This is a genomic window from Glycomyces terrestris (genome assembly GCF_003933745.1).
Taxonomy (GTDB): Bacteria; Actinomycetota; Actinomycetes; order Mycobacteriales; family Micromonosporaceae; genus Glycomyces; species Glycomyces terrestris.
Map to the genome: position 1 here is coordinate 693,270 of NZ_RSEB01000004.1, position 18,026 is coordinate 711,295.

21 protein-coding genes are annotated in these 18,026 nt (G+C 73.7%); 7 read left to right on the forward strand and 14 right to left on the reverse strand.

Going from position 1 to position 18,026, the window contains the following annotated elements; all coding sequences use genetic code 11:
• Window positions 1-323 precede the first annotated feature (323 nt).
• The 3 genes from EIW28_RS17235 to EIW28_RS17245 all read right to left on the reverse strand — a co-directional run bounded on the left by EIW28_RS17235 (window position 324) and on the right by EIW28_RS17245 (window position 3,103).
• Complete coding sequence (locus EIW28_RS17235; protein ID WP_125248915.1) at window positions 324-1,403, reverse strand: NADH:flavin oxidoreductase/NADH oxidase; 1,080 nt, start codon at window positions 1,401-1,403, stop codon at window positions 324-326.
• A gap of 85 nt (window positions 1,404-1,488) precedes the next feature.
• Complete coding sequence (locus EIW28_RS17240) at window positions 1,489-2,184, reverse strand: type 1 glutamine amidotransferase domain-containing protein (protein WP_125248916.1); 696 nt, start codon at window positions 2,182-2,184, stop codon at window positions 1,489-1,491.
• A 43-nt stretch (window positions 2,185-2,227) separates the two neighbouring features.
• On the reverse strand, window positions 2,228-3,103 hold the full coding sequence (locus EIW28_RS17245) for an NAD(P)-dependent oxidoreductase (RefSeq protein ID WP_125248917.1): 876 nt from the start codon (window positions 3,101-3,103) through the stop codon (window positions 2,228-2,230).
• A 151-nt stretch (window positions 3,104-3,254) separates the two neighbouring features.
• Between EIW28_RS17245 and EIW28_RS17250 the strand changes: the two genes are divergently transcribed.
• Window positions 3,255-3,707, forward strand: coding sequence for a MarR family winged helix-turn-helix transcriptional regulator (locus tag EIW28_RS17250; RefSeq protein ID WP_232014020.1), 453 nt, complete (start codon window positions 3,255-3,257; stop codon window positions 3,705-3,707).
• A 191-nt stretch (window positions 3,708-3,898) separates the two neighbouring features.
• On the opposite strand, the gene EIW28_RS25100 is transcribed toward EIW28_RS17250, so the two are convergent.
• Window positions 3,899-4,201, reverse strand: coding sequence for a hypothetical protein (locus EIW28_RS25100; protein WP_232014021.1), 303 nt, complete (start codon window positions 4,199-4,201; stop codon window positions 3,899-3,901).
• A gap of 229 nt (window positions 4,202-4,430) precedes the next feature.
• Between EIW28_RS25100 and EIW28_RS17260 the strand changes: the two genes are divergently transcribed.
• Entirely contained in the window at window positions 4,431-4,685 is a 255-nt protein-coding gene (locus EIW28_RS17260) for an SCO4848 family membrane protein (RefSeq protein ID WP_187350628.1), read from the forward strand.
• 129 nt (window positions 4,686-4,814) lie between these two features.
• Here the strand turns inward: EIW28_RS17260 and EIW28_RS17265 are convergent, their stop codons facing one another.
• On the reverse strand, window positions 4,815-5,729 hold the full coding sequence (locus EIW28_RS17265) for an aminoglycoside phosphotransferase family protein (RefSeq protein WP_158630442.1): 915 nt from the start codon (window positions 5,727-5,729) through the stop codon (window positions 4,815-4,817).
• Window positions 5,730-5,823: 94 nt separating this feature from the next.
• Window positions 5,824-6,504, reverse strand: coding sequence for an SDR family oxidoreductase (locus EIW28_RS17270; protein WP_125248922.1), 681 nt, complete (start codon window positions 6,502-6,504; stop codon window positions 5,824-5,826).
• Between the two features lie 199 nt (window positions 6,505-6,703).
• Here EIW28_RS17270 and EIW28_RS17275 point away from each other — a divergent pair, with 199 nt between their 5' ends.
• Both EIW28_RS17275 and EIW28_RS17280 read left to right on the forward strand, forming a co-directional pair.
• On the forward strand, window positions 6,704-7,501 hold the full coding sequence (locus tag EIW28_RS17275; protein WP_125248923.1) for a class I SAM-dependent methyltransferase: 798 nt from the start codon (window positions 6,704-6,706) through the stop codon (window positions 7,499-7,501).
• Window positions 7,498-8,082, forward strand: a complete 585-nt coding sequence (locus tag EIW28_RS17280; protein ID WP_125248924.1) for an AAA family ATPase — start codon at window positions 7,498-7,500, stop codon at window positions 8,080-8,082. The genes EIW28_RS17275 and EIW28_RS17280 overlap by 4 nt, the downstream gene beginning before the upstream one ends.
• A 494-nt stretch (window positions 8,083-8,576) precedes the next feature.
• Here the strand turns inward: EIW28_RS17280 and EIW28_RS17285 are convergent, their stop codons facing one another.
• From EIW28_RS17285 to EIW28_RS17300, 4 genes are all read right to left on the reverse strand, one after another.
• A complete protein-coding gene (locus EIW28_RS17285) occupies window positions 8,577-9,386 on the reverse strand; it encodes an HAD family hydrolase (protein WP_158630443.1) in 810 nt (269 codons plus the stop codon).
• Window positions 9,387-9,612: 226 nt separating this feature from the next.
• Window positions 9,613-9,852 carry a hypothetical protein gene (locus EIW28_RS17290; RefSeq protein ID WP_125248926.1) on the reverse strand — a complete coding sequence of 80 codons (240 nt, stop codon included), beginning with the start codon at window positions 9,850-9,852 and terminating at the stop codon, window positions 9,613-9,615.
• Window positions 9,853-9,967: 115 nt separating this feature from the next.
• A complete protein-coding gene (locus EIW28_RS17295) occupies window positions 9,968-11,305 on the reverse strand; it encodes a M14 family zinc carboxypeptidase (RefSeq protein ID WP_125248927.1) in 1,338 nt (445 codons plus the stop codon).
• A gap of 147 nt (window positions 11,306-11,452) precedes the next feature.
• Window positions 11,453-12,271: an HAD family hydrolase gene (locus EIW28_RS17300; protein ID WP_158630444.1), complete on the reverse strand. Its 819-nt coding sequence runs from the start codon at window positions 12,269-12,271 to the stop codon at window positions 11,453-11,455.
• A gap of 168 nt (window positions 12,272-12,439) precedes the next feature.
• Here EIW28_RS17300 and EIW28_RS17305 point away from each other — a divergent pair, with 168 nt between their 5' ends.
• The 3 genes from EIW28_RS17305 to EIW28_RS17315 all read left to right on the forward strand — a co-directional run bounded on the left by EIW28_RS17305 (window position 12,440) and on the right by EIW28_RS17315 (window position 14,788).
• Window positions 12,440-13,015 (forward strand): TetR/AcrR family transcriptional regulator, encoded by a 576-nt coding sequence (locus tag EIW28_RS17305; RefSeq protein ID WP_125248929.1) that lies wholly within the window; start codon window positions 12,440-12,442, stop codon window positions 13,013-13,015.
• 90 nt (window positions 13,016-13,105) lie between these two features.
• The gene (locus tag EIW28_RS17310; RefSeq protein ID WP_125248930.1) at window positions 13,106-13,894 is read left to right on the forward strand and encodes an oxidoreductase; all 789 of its coding nucleotides are present in this window, start codon (window positions 13,106-13,108) and stop codon (window positions 13,892-13,894) included.
• Between the two features lie 357 nt (window positions 13,895-14,251).
• Window positions 14,252-14,788, forward strand: a complete 537-nt coding sequence (locus EIW28_RS17315) for a hypothetical protein (protein ID WP_125248931.1) — start codon at window positions 14,252-14,254, stop codon at window positions 14,786-14,788.
• A gap of 46 nt (window positions 14,789-14,834) precedes the next feature.
• On the opposite strand, the gene EIW28_RS17320 is transcribed toward EIW28_RS17315, so the two are convergent.
• The 4 genes from EIW28_RS17320 to def all read right to left on the reverse strand — a co-directional run bounded on the left by EIW28_RS17320 (window position 14,835) and on the right by def (window position 17,906).
• On the reverse strand, window positions 14,835-16,001 hold the full coding sequence (locus tag EIW28_RS17320) for an NUDIX hydrolase (RefSeq protein ID WP_158630445.1): 1,167 nt from the start codon (window positions 15,999-16,001) through the stop codon (window positions 14,835-14,837).
• Between the two features lie 30 nt (window positions 16,002-16,031).
• On the reverse strand, window positions 16,032-16,568 hold the full coding sequence (locus tag EIW28_RS17325; RefSeq protein ID WP_125248933.1) for a tetratricopeptide repeat protein: 537 nt from the start codon (window positions 16,566-16,568) through the stop codon (window positions 16,032-16,034).
• Between the two features lie 139 nt (window positions 16,569-16,707).
• A complete protein-coding gene (locus tag EIW28_RS17330) occupies window positions 16,708-17,319 on the reverse strand; it encodes a class I SAM-dependent methyltransferase (protein WP_125248934.1) in 612 nt (203 codons plus the stop codon).
• Between the two features lie 32 nt (window positions 17,320-17,351).
• A complete protein-coding gene (gene def, locus EIW28_RS17335) occupies window positions 17,352-17,906 on the reverse strand; it encodes a peptide deformylase (protein ID WP_125248935.1) in 555 nt (184 codons plus the stop codon).
• Window positions 17,907-18,026 lie beyond the last annotated feature (120 nt).

Genomic DNA, 18,026 nt, shown 5'->3' on the forward strand with positions numbered 1-18,026 from the left:
TCAAAACGGACACCGTTGGGCCCCCGGCGCAAGGGTGGCATGAGGGACCGACAGTCCTTCCGGGTCCGGACCCGGCCGCTGCGGGTCAAGCGTGCCGGGCCCGCCGCGGGCGGATGCGCCCCGCTCAGACCCGCCCCGGGCGGGTGCGTCCCACCTGGACCCGCCCCGGGCGGGTGCACCCCGCCCCGACCCGCCGCAGACGGAAGCGCCCTGCCCGGACCTCCGCGGGCGAATGCGCCCCGCCTCAACCCGCCGCGAGCGGGTGCACCCCGCCTCGACCCACCGCAGGCGGATGCGCCCTGCCCCGCGGCGGCTCGCGTGTCTCAGGCGCGGCGGTACGGGGCCGGGACGGGGACCTCGTCGCCGAGTTCGCGGGCGGCGTGGAGGGGCCAGTAGGGGTTGCGGAGCAGTTCGCGGCCGATGAAGACCGCGTCGGCGTCACCGTCGGCGAGGATCTTCTCGGCTTGGCGGGGCTCGGTGATGAGGCCGACCGCGCCGGTCGGGAGGCCGGTCTCGCGGCGCACCCGCGCGGCGAACGGCACCTGGTAGCCGGGCGCGGAGGGGATGTCGGCGCGCGGGACGCTGCCGCCGCTGGAGACGTCGAGCAGGTCGATGGCGTGCTCGCGGAGGACCGCGGCGAGGCGCACGGTCTCGTCGGCGGTCCAGCCCTCGGGTTCGATCCAGTCGGTGGCGGAGACGCGGAAGAACACGGGGACGCGGTCGCCGACCTCGGCGCGGACGGCGTCGGCGATCTCGACGGCGAGGCGGGTGCGGTTCTCGAAGGAGCCGCCGTACTCGTCCTCGCGGCGGTTCGAGACCGGGGAGAGGAACTCGTGGAGGAGGTAGCCGTGGGCGCCGTGGATCTCGACGACCTCGTAGCCGGCGTCGAGGGCGCGGCGGGCCGCGGCGGCGAACGCGGCGACGACCTCCTGGATCTCGGCGGCGGTGAGGGCGTGCGGGACGGGCCGGGACGAGCTGAACGGGACGGCGCTGGGCGCGACCGGGATCCAGCCGCCTTCGCTCGGGTCGAGGGCGCGGCCGCCGTTGAACTCGAGGTCGGAGGTGGCCTTGCGGCCGGCGTGGGCGAGCTGGATGCCGGGGACGGTGCCGTGGGCGCGCATGAGGGCGGTGAGGCGGCGGTGGGCTTCGACCTGGGTGTCGTTCCAGATGCCGAGGTCGCCGATGCTGATACGGCCTTCGGCGGTGACCGCCGTGGCCTCGACGAGGATGAGGCCGGCGCCGCCGACGGCGCGGGAGCCGTAGTGCTGGACGTGCCAGTCGTTGGGGGCGCCGGTGCCGGGACCGGTCGTGTCGGCGCTGTACTGGCACATCGGGGCCATCCAGGCGCGGTTTGGGAACTCGGTGCCCCGGATGGCGAGGGGCGAGAACAGGTTGCTGGTCACGGGCGGGTCCTTCTGCGGTCGGGCGGTCTTCGAGGTGGGCGGCGGGCGGGCGGGGCCGCCGGTCCCGGCGGCCCCAAGCGTACGTCTATCCGATGAGTTTCAGCAGCTCGTCGGCCGCCTGGTGTGACGACTGCGGGTTCTGGCCGGTGACGACGGTGCGGTCGACCACGACGTGCGGCGTGAACGGCTCGGCGGCCTCGAAGTGCAGGCCGGCCGCTTCGAGGCGGGTCTGGAGCAGCCACGGGGCCCGGTCGGCGAAGGCGCCGAGGCGCTCCTCCCGGTCGGTGAAGCCGGTGATGCGGTAGGCGGCGAAGGCGTTGCCGCCGTCGGGCTCGGTGGCGGGCAGGAGCGCGGCGAGGCCGTGGCAGACGAGGCCGACGGGCTTGCCGGAGGCGAGGGCGTCGGCGAGGATCACGCCGGCGCGCTCGTCGACGGCGAGGTCCTCCATGGGGCCGTGGCCGCCGGGGACGTAGACGGCGTCGTAGTCGGCGAGGTCGACGTCCGCGAGGTCGAGCGGCGCGGCGAGCTCGGGGGCGGTGGCGACGGCGTCGCGGTACCGGGCGGCGGGCTCGGGGCCGCCGGCGGCGTCGGGCTCGAGGCTCACGGGGTCGACGGGCGGGACGACGCCGCCGGGCGTGGCGACCTCGACCCGGTGGCCGGCGGCCTTGAACGCGTCGAGCGGGACGACGGCCTCCTCGGCCCAGTAGCCGGTGGTGTGGGTGGTGCCGTCGTTGAGCGTCCACTCGCTCGCGCCGGTCATGATGAACAGGATCTTCGCCATGGCGTGTGTCTTTCTCCTCGTGGTGGTCCGGTGTCCGGCCTGGTTACTCCTCGAAGCTCGCGAAGTAGCTCGCGGCCATGTCCTCGTCGCCGTGGCCCTGACCGGAGGCGCGCCGGAAGCGCTCGGCGCCGGCTTCGGCGAGGTCGAGGCGGACGCCGCTCGCGCGGGCGGCCTCGACGATGAGGCGGGCGTCCTTCAGGGCGGTGTCGAGGCCGAAGCTGGTGTTCCCGGTGGCGCCCTCGAGGATGAGGCCGCCTTTGGCGTGGGCGTAGCCGGCGTCGAGGGGGCCGCCGGAGATGAGGTCGAAGAAGCCCTTCGGATCGACGCCGAGTCCTTCGGCGAGCGCGAGGACTTCGCCGATGCCGTGGGTGAGGACGAAGACCCAGCTGTTGGCGACGAGCTTGAGGCGGGAGGCGGCGCCGTCGCGGCCTTCGGCGCCGGTCCAGACGGTCCGGGCGCCGACGGCGTCGAACACGGCGGTGGCGACCGGGTCGTCGGCGGGGCCGGAGGCGAGGACGGTGAGCTGTCCGGCTTCGGCGGGGGCGCGGGTGCCGAGGACGGGGGCGTCGAAGTACAGGAGTCCGTGCTCGTCGGCGAGGGCCGCGAGTGCGGCGGCGCCGTCGGGGCCGGCGGTGGTGGACTGGATCCACCGGGCGCCGGGTGCGAGGCCCGGGGCCGCCTGGGCGATGACCTCGGCGACGGCGGCGCCGTCGTAGAGCATGGTGAGGACGGCGTCGGCGCCCTCGACGGCCTCGGCGGGGGTGCCGGCGACGGCGATGCCGTCGGCGGCGAGGGGTTCGGCCTTGTCGCGGCTGCGGTTCCAGGCGGTCACGCGGTGTCCGGCGCGGGCGAGGTTGCGGGCCATCGCGGCCCCCATGATGCCGGTGCCGAGCACGGCGACGTGGAGCTGGTCGCTCATCGGGTCCTCCTTGGGTTCACGGGCGCGGGTTCCCGGTGTCGCGCCCACGATACTTGCAGACGCGGGTTAATTGCAAGCGATGGTTATTTGCGTGTTGCGTATATCGCCGTACGCTAGGATAGAAGTTCGCCCGAGCCCGAAGGAGGACCACGTGAGCGCGGCCCCGCAGACCACGACGGCCCTGGCGCAGCACTGGTGCGCCCTCTCGGCCCTGCACGAGCGCATCGCCGAGCGGATCGGGCGCCGGCTCGAGGCCGAGCACGACCTGAGCGTGCGCGAGTTCTCCCTCCTCACCGTCCTCAGCCGCCAGCGCGAGGGCTCGGGCGGGCACTTGCAGATGCGCGAGGTCGCCGAGGCGATCGTCCTGAGCCAGAGCGCGACCACGCGCCTGGTGACCAGGATGGAGGACCGGGGGCTGCTGGCGCGCACGATCTGCAAGGACGACCGGCGCGGGATCTACACGAACGTGACCGAGGCGGGGCGCCGGCTGCTGGCGGCGGCGCGGCCGACCCATGACGGGGCGCTGGCCGAGGCGCTCGGCGAGGCGCGGGCGAACCCGGATTTCAAGCCGCTGGTGGAGGCGCTGGAGCGCATCGGCGCGTGACGGCGCGGCCGCGGTGCGGTTCGCATTGGAGCGCAGGCGGACGGCGGGTTCGGCCGCTCGTGTGCGGCTAGGAGCGGCTCGACGGCCTCAAGTCCCCCGTGGTCGTCCTCGGTGATCGGGGCGGCAGGGGGCACCACTGTAGGGGTGCATGGAGTGGGGTCGACGGGTCTCTGGGCTGGTGGCGGCCGGGGTCAGGACTTCCAGAACTTGACGGCGATGTGGGCGAGGCCGTCGCGCTGGGGGCGGGTCTTGAGGACCTTCTCGAACTTGTGGTTGAGGTAGAGGCCGGGGGGTTCGGAGTCGACGCGGAAGACGTTGCCGACCCAGCCGACGGGGCGGTCGCCGTCGAGTTCCCACAGCTCCACGATGCGGTCGCCGGGCTTGATCGTCATTCTGATGTGGAGTCCGAGGTACTCGGCGTCCCCGGTCCGGAGCCAGCCGACTTTCTCGGGGTCGGGGTACCCCTTCGGGAGCGGGGTCTCGGGTCCGTTCATTCCGGGCCAGCCATTCCATGCATTGATGACAATCCGGTCTCCATCATCGCAGACCACGGTATGCACGCAACTGCCGCACAGAGTGACACCGGGTCTGCAACGACCAGGATAGTAGGCGCTTCCGGCGGTGCGGTCGGACGGAGTGGGCGTTCGGGGGCGGGGACGTGACCAGCGTCCGGAGGGGCGCGCCCGGTATGTCCGGGCGGCGGGGAGGCCGGATACTGGGCGCATGAAGCTCAGTCGCGGCGTCTCGGTGTTCCTGCTCGCGTTCGGCGTGTGGTCGTGGTTCATCTGGATCACGTTCGTGAAGAACCTGTTTGCGGACGTCAGCGGCCTGGCGTTCGACGGCGCGGGCGATCCGACGCCGTACTTCTGGGTGCATCTGGCGCTCGCGGTGGCGTCGTTCGGGCTCGGGACGGCGGTCGGGGTGGTCGGGTTGCGGGGGCTCCTGGCGAGCCGCCGCACGGGTCGCGGCGATTCCTGAAAGGACCGTTCGACTCGTTGGCGACTCGCCCGTGAGTCGGAAATCCGACGCGGATCTTTTTCACCCGTTCGGGACGGAAAGCGTTTGATTCGGAAGGCGGGCCGCCGGGCTGGAGATCCGGCGGTCCCCTCAGGCGTCCTCGAGTTCGCGCATGGCCTTCGAGGCGGTCTCGAGGTCGCGTTCGTCGGCGGTCTCGGCGAGGTGGTCGGTGAAGCGGAGCAGGGCCCAGGCGCGGACGCGCTCGGTGTCGGCCCCGAGTCCTTCGGCGACGGCGCGGAGGAGTTCGGCGCCGGAGTGGGGGCCGTGGAGCTGCTGCATGAACAGGAAGTAGCCGCCGTCGAAGGCGCGTTCGGCGAGGTAGGGCTTGGGGTCGATGACCAGCCACGGTTCGCGTTCGGCGGAGACGATGTTGCCCAGGTGGGTGTCGCGGTTGGCGATGCCGAGCTCGGGCGGGTCGGCGAGGGCGTCGCAGAGGGCGAGGGCGTCGCGGAGGCGCTCGTCGCCGACGCGGTAGCGCAGGTCGGGGCCGGCGTCGGCGTACTCGGCGCGCCAGGTGTCGAGCAGCCCGGTGGCGGCGGGCGGCTCGGGGTAGCCGGCCTCGGGTTCGTACGGGCGCCACAGCCGCCGGTAGAGGCCGGTGGCGATCCCGATGCGGCGCCAGGCGGCCGCGGGGGTCTTGTGGCCGAAGAACCTGGTGGACTTCAGCCGGTTGCCGGGGACGGCGCGCTCCATGAGCATCGCCCCGGTCTCGGGGTCGTAGTCGTGGAGGCGGACCGCGCCCTCGCCCCGGTACTGGCGCAGCGCGGTCGGTTCGGCGGCGTTCTCGTCGTCGCGGTAGATCACCTTGAGGACGGCCGGGGTGCCGTCGTCGTGGAGCACCGGGACGACGTACGAGTGCGATCCGCCGTCGTAGGGCGGTCCGTCGATCCGAAGCGACCACGCGCGCTTGAGGCTCCAGACCGTCTTGGGGAGCGCGTCGAGCCACGCCTGGCCGGCGGCGCCATGCCAGTTGAGGACGTCGCGGCGGACAGAGGAAGGAACCACACCAAATCGCATCGGTACAGTATCGAGCACTCCGTTTCGGCGACGCAATCCGCATATGCGTTTGTGGCGGGCAGTCAGGCCACTGCGGACGGTGTCAGGTTCCGGTTGTGAAGGCCGCCACGGCATCCGCGACGGGGTCGTCGCCGCCGCGCAGCTCGAGGACCTTGCGGGAGACCGCGGGGGTGCGCAGGAGCTCGGCGAGGACGGCCGCGACGTCGGCGCGGGTGACCTGCCCGCGGCCGAGCGGGGGCTCGCCGAGCTGGACGGTGCCGGTGGGGTCGTCGTCGGTGAGCGCGCCGGGCCGGAGGATGACCCAGTCGAGGTCCCTGGCGCGCAGGTCGTCCTCGGCGGCGGTCTTGGCCTCGATGTAGGCGGCCCAGACCTCGTCGCGGGACGGGTCGGGGGCGGTGCCGGCGCCCATGCTGGAGATCTGGAGGAAGCGGCGGATGCCCGCGCGCTCGGCGGCGTCGGCGAGGAGCACGGACGCGGCGCGGTCGACGGTGTCCTTGCGAGCGGCGCCGCTGCCGGGGCCGGCGCCCGCGGCGAAGACGACGGCGTCGACGGCGTCCCCGGTCTCGGAGGCGAGGAGCCCGGCGAGGTGCTCGGCGTCGGCCTGCTCGAGGTCGATGACGATCGGGCGTCCGCCGATCGCGGCGATGTCCTCGGACTGCTCCGGTTTGCGGATGAGCCCGGTGACGGAATGTCCTTCGGCGGCCAGGATCTCGGTCAGGAGCAGCGCGATCTGTCCGTGCCCTCCGGCGATGACGACATGCATACGGCCCACCCTAGCCCGGTCGGCGGCGCGGCGGGGCGGTCCGTGCCCGATCGCGGCCGGGGCCGCGCCCCGGCGCCTCCGATGGTGCGCCCCCGAACCTGAAGCCTCGCTGAAGCCGCCTGAAGCGGACTTCAGGAGCGGCGGCCGCCCGGTTGCGGGACCGGTGCGGGCCGGGTAGCGTGGGCGGCTCCGTTCGCCCGTGCTGAAGGGACACTGGATGGCCGTCGACGTCGAGCGCACGATGGACAACTACCGCGACGCGGGGAACCTGCGGGCCCGCGTGAGCGTCTACCGGTACCGGGAGCCGCGGTTCGACCCCGAGACGCTCGCGCTCGAACTGCTGCCGGACGACCTCGGGTATGTCCTCGATGTCGGCGCCGGTTACGGGAGGTACGCGAGGCGCCTCCGCGCCGCGCACCCCGAGGCGGTGGTCGTCGCCGTCGACAAGTCCCCCGGCATGCTCGCCGAGGTCCCCGAACCGGCAATGGTCGCCGACGCGCAGGCGATCCCGTACCCCGACGGCAGCGTCGACGCGGTCCTGGCGATGCACATGCTCTACCACGTGCCTGACGTGGCGAAGGCGGTCGCCGAGTTCCGGCGCGTCCTCAGACCCGGTGGGACGCTGCTCGTCTCGACCAACGCGCACACCGACATGACCGAGCTGTACGACCTGTGGGACCGCGCGGTCGCGACCGTTCCGGATGCGGTCGGCTCCACCGGCGCCGCGACCGTCGCGCACTTCGACTCGGCGAACGCGCCCGGGTACCTGGAGACCGCGTTCGACTCGGTCGAGGCCTTCGAGCGGCGCGGCGTCGTGGCCGTGCCGGAGGCCGGGCCGCTCATCGACTACCTGCGGTCGGCGCGGTCGTTCTTCGCCTGCGGCGACGACGCGTTCGCAGCGATCGTCAGCGAGGTCGAACGGCGGCTGGCCGAGCACTTCGCGGCGCACGAGACGTTCGACTTCCAGAAGACCGCCGTCTTCTACCGGTGCCGGTGACGACGCCGGAGCCGCCGCGGCTGATCCTGCTCAACGGCGCGCCGGCGGTCGGGAAGTCGACGCTGGCGCGGCGGTACGCCGAGGAACGCCCGCTGGCGCTCGTGCTCGACCTGGACGTGCTGCGGCGCATGCTCGGACGCTGGCGCGACGACCCGGCCGCCGCCGGGGCCCGGATCCGCTCGGTCGCGCTCGCCGCGGCGCGCGAGCACCTCGCGGCCGGATTCGACGTGGTGGTGCCGCAGCTGGTGGGCCGGGTCGAGTTCATCGAACGGCTCGCGGCGGCCGCGGCCGCATCGGGGGCGCGGTTCGACGAGGTCTTCCTGCTGGACGGCGAGGAGAACGTGGTACGCCGCTTCGCCGCACGCACCCGGGCCGCCGCCGATCCGACGCACGTCGAGGCCCACGAGCTGCTGTCGGGCGGGGAGCAGGCGCTGCGCGACTGGCACGGGCTGATCGACCGGCTCGCCGCCGAACGGCCGCAAGCGGTCACGGTCGCATGCGTTCCCGGCGACGTCGAGGCGACCTACCGGGCCCTACTCGCGGCGATCGGCGTCGAGTCGCCTGCGGCGCAGCCGGATTGAGGAGACGCGCGGGCCGTCGGGGGCGGGCGTTGGGCGCGGGTCGCTCGGCCAGCCGAGATCGGGAGCCGGGCCGGGCGAGGCCGGGAGCCGGCCGGTCGGGGCCGGAGAAGACGGGCCGGGCGAGGTCGGGAGCCAGGCCGGTCCAGGGCGGAAACGGGGCCAGGCGAGGGCCGGGAGCCGGTCCCGCCGAGTCCGGAAGCCGGCCGGTCAAGGCCGGAGAAGACGGCCGGTCGAGAGGCTGGGAGCGGGGCCGGGCGAGGCCGGAAGCCGGGGCGAGGCCGGGAGCCGAGCCGGGCCATGCTGGAAGCCGGCCGGTCGAGGCCGGGAGCCGGGTCGAGGCCGGGAGCCGGTCCAGCCAAAATCGGAAGCTGTGCCGGTCAAGGCCGGAAGCCGGCCGGTCAAGGCCGCCACTCGTCTCGCGGACCTCGCCGGGCACGACGGCAGAGCGGACTCGATGACGAGCGGAAGCGGTCGAGAAGGCCTGTGGCAGCGGGCTAGGTGAGGTCGAGGACCGCTTCGATGATCTGGGCGACGCCGTCCTCGGCCGCGGGGCCGGTGCGGCCGGTGGCCGCGGCGGCGGCGTCGGGGTGGGCTCCGGCGACCGCGAAGGAGCGGCCGGCCCAGGCGAGCATGGAGACGTCGTTCGGCATGTCGCCGAACGCGATCACGTCCTCGGCGCCGATGCCGCGATCAACGCACCAGGCCGCCAGCGCGGCGCCTTTGGCGGCCTCGGCCGCGGTGCACTCGATCTCGGGGAAGCTCCCCCAGTGCCAGAGCTTCACGCCGGGGAGGTCGATGTCGCGGACGGCCTCGTACATGGCCTCGCCGGTGGAACCGGGGACGCGGACGACCAGCTCGGCGACGGCGTCGGCCGCGCCGATGAGGTCGTCGTCGGGGTCGAGGAGGATCCAGGGGTCGTTGAGGAGGACGCCGACCTGGTGGAAGGTCGACTGGGTGAAGCGGCGCTCGCCGGTCTCGACGGCGAAGACCGCGCCGGGGAGGGCGGCGCGGAGGCGGCCGTGGAGGTCGCGGGCGACGGGGAGCGGGACCGGGCGGAGGAGTTCGGCGGTCTGGGAGGCGGTGTCGTAGACGACCGCGCCGTTGCAGCAGATCGCGGCGTCGAGGACGGGCGCGAGTTCGGGGATGCGGTATGCGGCGCGGGGCGGCCGGGCGGTGACGGCGACGGTGAGGACGCCGTGTTCGCGGGCGGACTGGAGGGCCTTCTGGTTGCGGGTGGAGAGTCGGCCGTCGCGGCCGAGGAGGGTTCCGTCGAGGTCGGTGGCGATCACCTTGGGGGCAGGCACGGTCTGAGTATCGGGGGCGGGGCCCCGGGGGGGCAAGCCGGTAAGGGCGGTGTCACATGGCACTGGCGGTAGGGCCGGGGCCCCGGGCGGGCATGCCGGTAGGTGCCGTGTCATATGGCACTGGCGGTGGAGGCGGGGCCGTGGGCGGGCAAGCCGGTAAGCGCCTTGTCACATGGCACTGGCGGTAGGGGCGGGGCGGCGGGGCGGTCGCCGTACGGCGCGGGGTTCAGGCGCGCTTCTTGGTGGAGCGGCGGCGGAGGAGGGCGCCGACCGCCCAGCCGGCGGCGAAGACGGCGGTGAGCATGATCCACATCGGGGTCTCGACCTTGACGACCCAGAGTTTGACGCCGACCTCCTCGGTGTTGGCGAGGACGAACCAGACGGCGAGGGCGATGATGACGGCGGCCGTGATGAGGCGGCGCAGGCCCCTGCCGGACTTCGGGCCGGATTCGTCTCCAGTGGACATGGTCCGCTCCCCTCTCGTGTGCCGGAGGGCCAGTATGGGCGGGGTGCGGCGGGAGCGGCGGCGCTTTCGGGAAACGGGCCGGTCCCGGCGAGCGGCGCCCGCCGGGACCGGCGGGTCAGCCGGCGTACGGGGCGGCCGCGGCCTGGGCCGCGGTCATGAGGGCGCCCCGGTTCTCGGGCCAGAGCGTGTCCTCGACGCACGAGAACGCCGGGAGGAACCCGCCGCAGTTCCCGAAGTCGGGGCTGACCTCGAACGTGAAGGCGGCGACGCCGAGTTCACCGTAGGCCATGTCGTCGGTGGTGCCGCTGGTGCTGTAGCCGACGGTGTCGCCGTTGGTGCCGACGAGGTAGCCGTTGGACTCCGCCATGGCCTCGCCGAGGGCGCGCAGCCGCGCGTCGTTCGGGGCGGCGTTCTCGGTGTAGCCCCACGGGATGATGATGTACTCGCCGTAGGAGTGGAGGGTCACGAACACGTCGCGGGCGTCGGCGGGCGCGGGGTCGTCCTCGGCCTCGCCGCGCTGGTCGGGGTGGAGGGCGCGCAGCCACTCCTCGACCGCGCGCGTCTCCGGTTCCGATGCGGCCGTGGTGCCCTGGTAGGTCTCCGCGCACGGGTTGGTGGAGTCGGCGCCCCACTCGTAGGAGGAGTTGCGGTTGAGGTCGACGCCGAGGCGGGCGCCGCAGTTCCCGGCGGAGTCGTTGGCGTTCTTGCGCTGGAGCACCGGGTCGTCGCCGCCGGAGGCGACGATGTCGACGCCGTCGGGGTTGACGACGGGCACGACCCACACTTCGGTGGTGTCGAGCAGGTCGGTGGTCGCGGCGTCGGTGCCGTAGCCGGCGACGAGGTCGTCGATCCAGCGGAGTGCGATCTCGCCGGTGGCGATCTCGCGGGCGTGGATCTGCGCGATGAGCGAGAAGCGGGGCTTGGTCGAGTCGGGGTCCTGCTCGCAGTCGCCGGCGGCGATCGCGGTGACGCACACGGCGTAGATGTCGTGGCCGCCTTCGCCCTGCGTCTTGAGCCAGGAGTCGCCGATGTCGTACAGGCGGGCGAGGGACGGGTGGGCGGCGGCCACGTCCTGGAGGTGGGCCTCGATCGCGTCGACGGTGCGGTAGCCGCCGTAGTAGGTGCCCTCCTGCTGGGCGGTGGCGGCGACGTCCTTGTAGACGGTGTCGAAGAACTCGGGGTCGTGGCCGAGGGCGCGCAGGTCGTCGGCGACGGCCTGGTCGCCGATGATCTGGGCCTCGCCGCCGTGGTCGTGGGCGACGTCGAAGCCGAGCTGCTCCAGTTCGGCGACCTCGGTCTGGGAGAGTCCGTCGACGGTCCAGGTGACGGGCTCGGCGGCGGCGGGGGACGGGGCGGCCGGGTCGGCCTGTGCGGTGAGGGCGGCGGCGCCGGTGGTCGCCGCGGCGACTCCGAGCGCGACGCCGGCGGCGACGAGCCTTCGCTTCATATGCATGTGTCCGTTCCGTTCTCGGGCCGCCGAGGGTGACGACAGCCCGAAGGGGCGGTCAAAGGGAGCCTAATCATACAATCATTTGACAAGTCCCGATAGTTCCGGCAAATCCGGACACAGTGGATGAAGTTATGGAGTCCTCAAGGGACGTCAGGCCGCGGCGGCCGTGTCCCCCGCGAGCAGGGCCTCGATGACCTGGGCCACGCCGTCCTCGGCGTTGGTCGCGGTGCGGTCGGTGGCGGCCTGGACGGCCTCGGGGTGGGCGTCGCCCATCGCGTAGGAGCGGGCGGCCCAGGCGAGCATCGGGGCGTCGTTGGGCATGTCGCCGAAGGCGACCACGCTTTCGGGCCCGATCCGGCGGTCCTTGCACCAGGAGGCGAGGCCGAACGCCTTGTCGGCGCCGCGGGCGTTGAAGTCGAGCATCCCGAAGTCGCCCCAGTGGCACATCGACAGGCCGCCGAGGTCGGCGCCCTCGACGGCGGCGGCCATCTCCTCGCCGGTGCGCCCGGCGCAGTACACCTTGATCTTCACGGCCCGCTTGGCGCGCTTGAAGACCGCGTCGACGTCGGGCACGAAGTCCCAGTTCGAGGCGCCCACGAGCGGCCGGTACGCCTCCTCGCCGACGATGCCGGTGCCGGTCTCGACGGCGAACACCGCGTCGGGCAGGCGCGCGGCGATCGCCGCGGCCACGCGGCGGCCCGGACCGATCCGGATCGAGCGCAGGACGCGGATGCGGCCGGTCTCGGGGACGTAGTCGATCGCGCCGTTCGCGCAGATCGCGCCGTCGAGGAGCGGGAGGAGGTCGGGGAGCATGTCGACGCCGTAGGGGGTGCGGGCGGTGACGGCGACGACCGCGACGCCCTCGGCGCGGGCGGCCGCGAGGGCCTCGCGGGTCCGCTCGGAGAGCGTGCCGCCCGGGGAGAGCAGCGTGCCGTCCAGATCGGAGGCGATCACAAGGGGTTTGAGCACCGCTCTAGTATCGCCCGGCCCGGCAAGGGCGGCAACCGGCGAGACAGGCAGCGGACACCGCCCGTTCGTACTGGATCGGACCGGTTCGGCCCCAAGAATTCCGGTGAGGCGGACCGGTATCGGACCCTTTGTTGACCCATGAGTCAAGAATGGGGTAGGGTTCGGGGCATGGGCAGACCGAGGGAATTCGAGCCGGAGGCCGTCGTCGCGCAGGCGATGGAGGCGTTCTGGACCGGCGGGTACGCGGGGACCTCCCCCGCCGACCTCGCCGAGGCCACCGGCGTCGGCAAGGGCAGCCTGTACCACGCCTTCGGCTCCAAGCGCGAGCTGTTCGGCAAGGCCCTCGACCTGTACGAGCGCGGCGGGTCCGAGCTGACCGAGGCGTACCTGAACGAACCGGGCACGGCCAAGGAGCGCATCCGGGCCTACCTCGAGTTCCTCGTGGACGTCGACCTCGACGGACCGGTGCGCCGCGGCTGCCTCGCCGCCAACACCGCGCTCGAACTCGGCGGACGCGACTCCGAGGCGACCGAGGCGGTGCGGCGCATGACCGACAGAAACGTGGCGCTCGTGGCCGAGCGCCTGCGCCGCGGCCAGCGCGACGGCGACGTGCCGGCCGGCGTGGACCCGGACGCGCAGGCGCTGCTGCTGATGAACACCCTCCTCGGGCTGCGCGTCATGGCGCGCACCCACGACCGCTCGACCCTCCACGCGATCATCGAGTCCGCGCTCGCGGGCTTCTGAGACCACCGCGCCCTCGCTCGAGGGCGTTTTTCTCATCCCGATTTTTGACTTCGAGTTCAAAAATCGACCACCTGATGAAAGGCGAACACCATGGAACTGGGACTCACCGGCAAGACCGCGCTCGTCACCGGCGCGGGCCGGGGCATCGGCCTCGCGATCACCGAAGCCCTTGCGGCCGAAGGCGTCCGCGTCGTCGGCGCCTCCCGCACGATCACCCCCGAACTCGAGAAGGCCGCGGCCGCGACCGTCGCAGCGGACCTGTCCACCCGCGAGGGCGCGGTCGCGATCGTCGAGGCCGCGGCCGAGGCGGTCGGCGGCATCGACTTCCTGGTCAACAACGTGGGCGGCGGCGATGCCGACAAGATCGTCGCCGCCGGGTTCCTCGACGTGCCCGACGAGCAGTGGCGGCAGATCTTCGACCTCAACCTGTTCAGCGCGGTCTGGACCACGCGGGCGGCGCTGCCGGGGATCGTGGAGCGCCGCGGCGCGATCGTCAACGTGTCGTCGGTGAGCGGGCGCGTCCCCACGGGCGCGCCGGTCGGGTACGCCGAGGCGAAGGCGGCGCTGACGATGTTCTCCAAGCGCCTCAGCGAGGAGGTCGCACCGCTCGGGGTGCGGGTCAACACGGTCTCGCCGGGCGTCGTCGGCTCGCCCATGTGGCGCGACGCGGACCGCCTCGGCGGCAAGCTCGCCGAGACGCTCGGCGTCGCGCATGAGGACCTGCTGGCGGGCATCCCGGCGCAGTTCGGGATCGCGTCGGGCCGCATCAGCGAGCCCGAGGAGGTCGCGGACCTGGTGGCGTTCCTGCTGTCGGACCGGGCGGCGAACATCCACGGCGCCGACCACGTCATCGACGGCGGGACCCTGAAGGCCGCGTAAGGAAACCACGACGAGGACGGCGGGCGCGGCAAGACCGCGCCCGCCGTCCAGCGCGCGGAGGCGCGGGCCCGAGGGCGGAGCGGCCGGCGTGCGGGCCGGGACCGGGCGGTGGTTCTGAAGCGGGGCTTGCGGAGGTTGTGGGCCCGAAGGCAGGGCTGTCGGCGTGCGAGGGCTGGGACCGAGCGGGAGACGGGGCAGGCGCAGGGGCTGGGGACGGCGTTTCGTCGGACCCCGGTGTCACGGTTGGGTCACAGCCGCAACCGGCGGGGCCGGGCGGTCGTCAGAGGTCCCGTGACCGCAGCGATTCGCAGCCTCGTCCTACCTTGGACGAACAACACCCGTCGAAGGAGCCCCGTCATGAACTACAACCCGCCCCAGCACTACAGTTTCGGCGATCCGGAGCCGCAGCAGCCGCAGAGCGGGCCGCCCTCCTACGGGCCGCAGAGCGCGCCGCCGGCGTACTCCCCCGCGCCGCCCGCCCCGGCCGGGTACGTGCCGACGCAGCCGGCGCCGCCGATGCCGACCCAGCCGATGATGGCGGCGGGTCCGCCGCCGCAGCGGCGGTCCCCGATCGTGCCGGTGCTGGCCGTCGCCGCGGTCGTCGGGTTCGCGGGGGCCGCGGTGTCGCTGGCGCTGTGGCTGCGCACCAGCGGCGACCTCGAGGACGCCAACGCGCAGCTGGACGACCGCGACGCGGAGGTCGCGCAGCTCCAGGAGGACCTCGACGCCGCCGAGACGCAGGTGAGCGAGCTCGAAGTGGAGGCCGCGGACGCGGAGTCGATGCGGTCCTGCCTGGACGACCTCGCGTGGTACTACGCGACCGAAGCGGGCTCCGAGGAGGAGACGCAGGCGGAGCTGGCGCTCCAGGAGAGCTGCGCCACCTGGCTCTGGTAGCCGCGTCCGGGCCCGCCCGCCGCGCGGCGGGCGGGGGCCCGGGCCGTCAGCGCTCGCCGCGGTGGCGGGCGAAGGCGGCCGGGATGCGCATCCCGTGCCCGCGGAACAGGTCGAGGCCCTCGGCCTCCTCGCGGGTGATCCAGCGGGCCTCGGACGCCTCCAGCTCGGCGAGCCGCAGCGGCTGCGCCGGGTCGAGGGCGCGGGCGGTGAAGCTCATGATCATCGGCATGCGGTCGTCGCCGAGTTTGGTGTCCCGCTTGTCGAACGCCCAGGACAGGCCGGTGAGCTCCACGTCGAGCCCGGTCTCCTCGAAGGCCTCGCGGACCGCCGCGAGGCCCACCGGCTCGCCGACCTCGGCGGCGCCGCCGGGCACCGCCCACTGGCCGGTGTCGGTGCGGCGGATGACGAGCAGGCGCCCCGCCTCGTCGAATACCGCGGCGTCGCAGCCGGTCGAGACGCACTCCGCGGTGAGGTCGCCGCAGTCGATGCGGGGGTACTCGACCCCGGTCTCGACGGCGTCCTCGCACAGCGCCGCGATCCGGTGCTGGCGTTCGCGCTCGTAGAAGTCCGCCGACTCGGCGAGCGACTCCTTCGCGAGCGCGGCGACGGCGTCGAGGAGCTGCTTGACGACCGGCGCGACCGGGAGCGGGCCGCGGTCGGGGGCGACGGCCGTCGCGGACGGGTTCAGGCTCGGGACGTCGCCTTCGAGGTCGGGCTCGGACGGCTCCAGGAGCGCGGCCGCGTCGGCCGCGTCGAGGTGGGTCTCGAGTTCGTAGACGAGCAGGTAGGTGTGGGGGCAGGGCAGGCCCGCGAGGTCGGTGTCGGCGATGGCGACCGGTTCGGCGGGGGCGCGGGTGCGCAGGGCGGCGGCGACGGCCTCGAGGCGCTGGCCGAGGGTCCCGGAGGTGCGGCTGAGGCGGCGGCGCCGGATGAGGCGCGTGCCGTCGGCGCAGTCGATGCGGAGCTCGGTGCCCGGCATGGGGGTGCGCAGGCCGGTGTCGGCCTCGTAGGCGGCGAGGATCGTCTCGTAGGGCCGGTGGTCGACCTGGGCGAGGAGCGCGGCGGCGAGTTCGCGCAGGCGGCGCAGGCGGGCCTCCTCGGCGGGGCCGGTGCCCCAGAAGAGGCCGTTGGCGGCCTCGGCGCGGAGGATCCCGGAGAGGCGGGCGAGGCCGCGGGCGGCCTGCCCGTTCGCGTCGGCGGTGTCGATGGCCATGGCGCTCCTTCGCATCGGTTCCCGGGGCGGTCAGATCGTACGCTGCCCCACGGCCGCGCGGGCGAGGCTCAGCGCCTCCTGTGTCGAGGCGATCAGGGCCGGGTCGCCGAGGCGTTCGCGGATCTGGAGGACCTCGGTGAGGACGTCGACGGCGAGGTGGGGGCGGCGGGCGTCGATGAGGTGCTTGCCGTAGTGCTGGAGCGTGTAGTGGACGAGCTCGGGGCAGCGGGTGCGGGCGAGCTCGATGGCCTCGCGGTAGACCGGTTCGGCGGCGTCGAGGGCGCCGGGGTAGCGGTGCGCGTCGCCGAGGTTGACGAGGGCGGCGACCTTCTGGTTCGGGGTCTCGGCGCGCTCGACGGCGGCGGCGAGGACCCGCTGGGCCGCGGCGTAGTCGCCGAGGGCGATGAGGCCGACGCCGGCCTGGCGCAGCTCGGGCTGCGGGAGCCGGGGTTCGCGGGCGAGCTCGAAGTGCACGAGGCGGCGGAGCCGGTCGGGCTCGGTGGCGTACATGCGGCCGTCGTTGCCGGTCGCGATGAGTTCGGCGATCTGGTGGCGCTCTGCTGACAACGCGCGTCCCCCTTCCGGGCCTGGAGCCGCTGCGAGGCGGTCTCAGGTGAGGATAGAGCCGGAACGGGCCGGTTGCCCAGGGCCGATCGCGCGGCGCGGGCCGGAGCGGGGCCCGCGGGGCGGCCGGTGCCGTTGCGGCTCACCGGTTCCGCAGCACGAGGCCCTGGTACTCGCCGATCGTGCCGGCGACGGGGATGCGGGCGGCCTCGACGAGCGCGAAGTGCTCCTGCGCGAGGGCCTCGATGCGGTCGGCGGTGAAGAACGAGAAGAACCGCTTCGGCTCGTACGCGTCGGACTCCCAGACGCCCTCGGAGTCCTCGCCGCCGTACTGTCCCCAGTAGAACAGGCCGCCGGGGGCGAGGACGCGGGCGATCCCGGCGAGGACGGCGGGGAGGTCGGCCTTGGGGACGTGCAGGAGGCAGTTCATGCCCCAGACCGCGTCGAAGGCGGCGTCGGGGAAGTCGAGGCGCGCGAAGTCCATGACGCGGGCGTCGAGCCCCTTGGCGCGGCAGTGCGCGACGAGGGCCGGGGAGAGGTCGGTGCAGGTGACCGCGAAGCCCGCGTCGGCGAAGTGCCTGCCGCTGACCCCGTGGCCGGCGCCGATCTCCAGGAGGGCGGCGCCGGGGCGCAGGTGCGCTGCGAAGCGGGCGCGCTCGGACCGCTTCCAGGGGGCGTCGTCCATGACCTCGCGGGCGTCGGCGCCCGCGTCGTAGGCGGCGCGCAGGTCGGTCTTCACGTCGTCGTATCGCATGGGGCTGATGATGCCCGCGGGGTGCGACAGGACTAGCGGAGCCCGGCTTCGGCGAGCATCCGCTTGCGGGTCCGAGCCGGGAGGCGGTCGACGTAGACGGTGCCGTCGAGGTGGTCGCTCTCGTGCTGGAGGCAGCGGGCCAGGGTGCCGGTGCCCTCGATGCGGACCGGGTTCCCGGCGGGGTCGAAGCCCTCGACGACGGCGGTCGACGACCGGGGCGTGTCGGTGAACGGGCCGGGGACGGACAGGCAGCCCTCCTCGCCGACCATGAGCTCGCGCGGCGGCGGGGGCAGGACGAGCACGGGGTTGACGACCGCGGCGACGGTGCGCACGCCCTCGGCGTCCTCGCAGTCGAGCACGAACACGCGGGCGTCGACGCCGATCTGGTTGGCGGCCAAGCCGACCCCGTTCGCGGCGTACATGCTCGCGAACATGTCCTCGACCAGGTCGGCCAGCGCGGCGTCGAAGGACTCGACGGGGCGGCAGGGGCGGTGCAGGACGGGGTCGCCGTAGCGGACGATGGGTCGGGCCGTGCCGGTGTCGCCCGGGTTCGGTCCGGCGTCCGCGGCGGTGTCGTCGGCGCTCAACGGTGCTCCTCGGTCTCCCGCGGCCCCGGTCCGGGGCCGCTTGTTGCAAGTCTATGGCAACAGTATCCGGGCCGGTGCCGGATCCCTCCCGATCGATAGCGGTTCGTCTCCGGGTCGTTA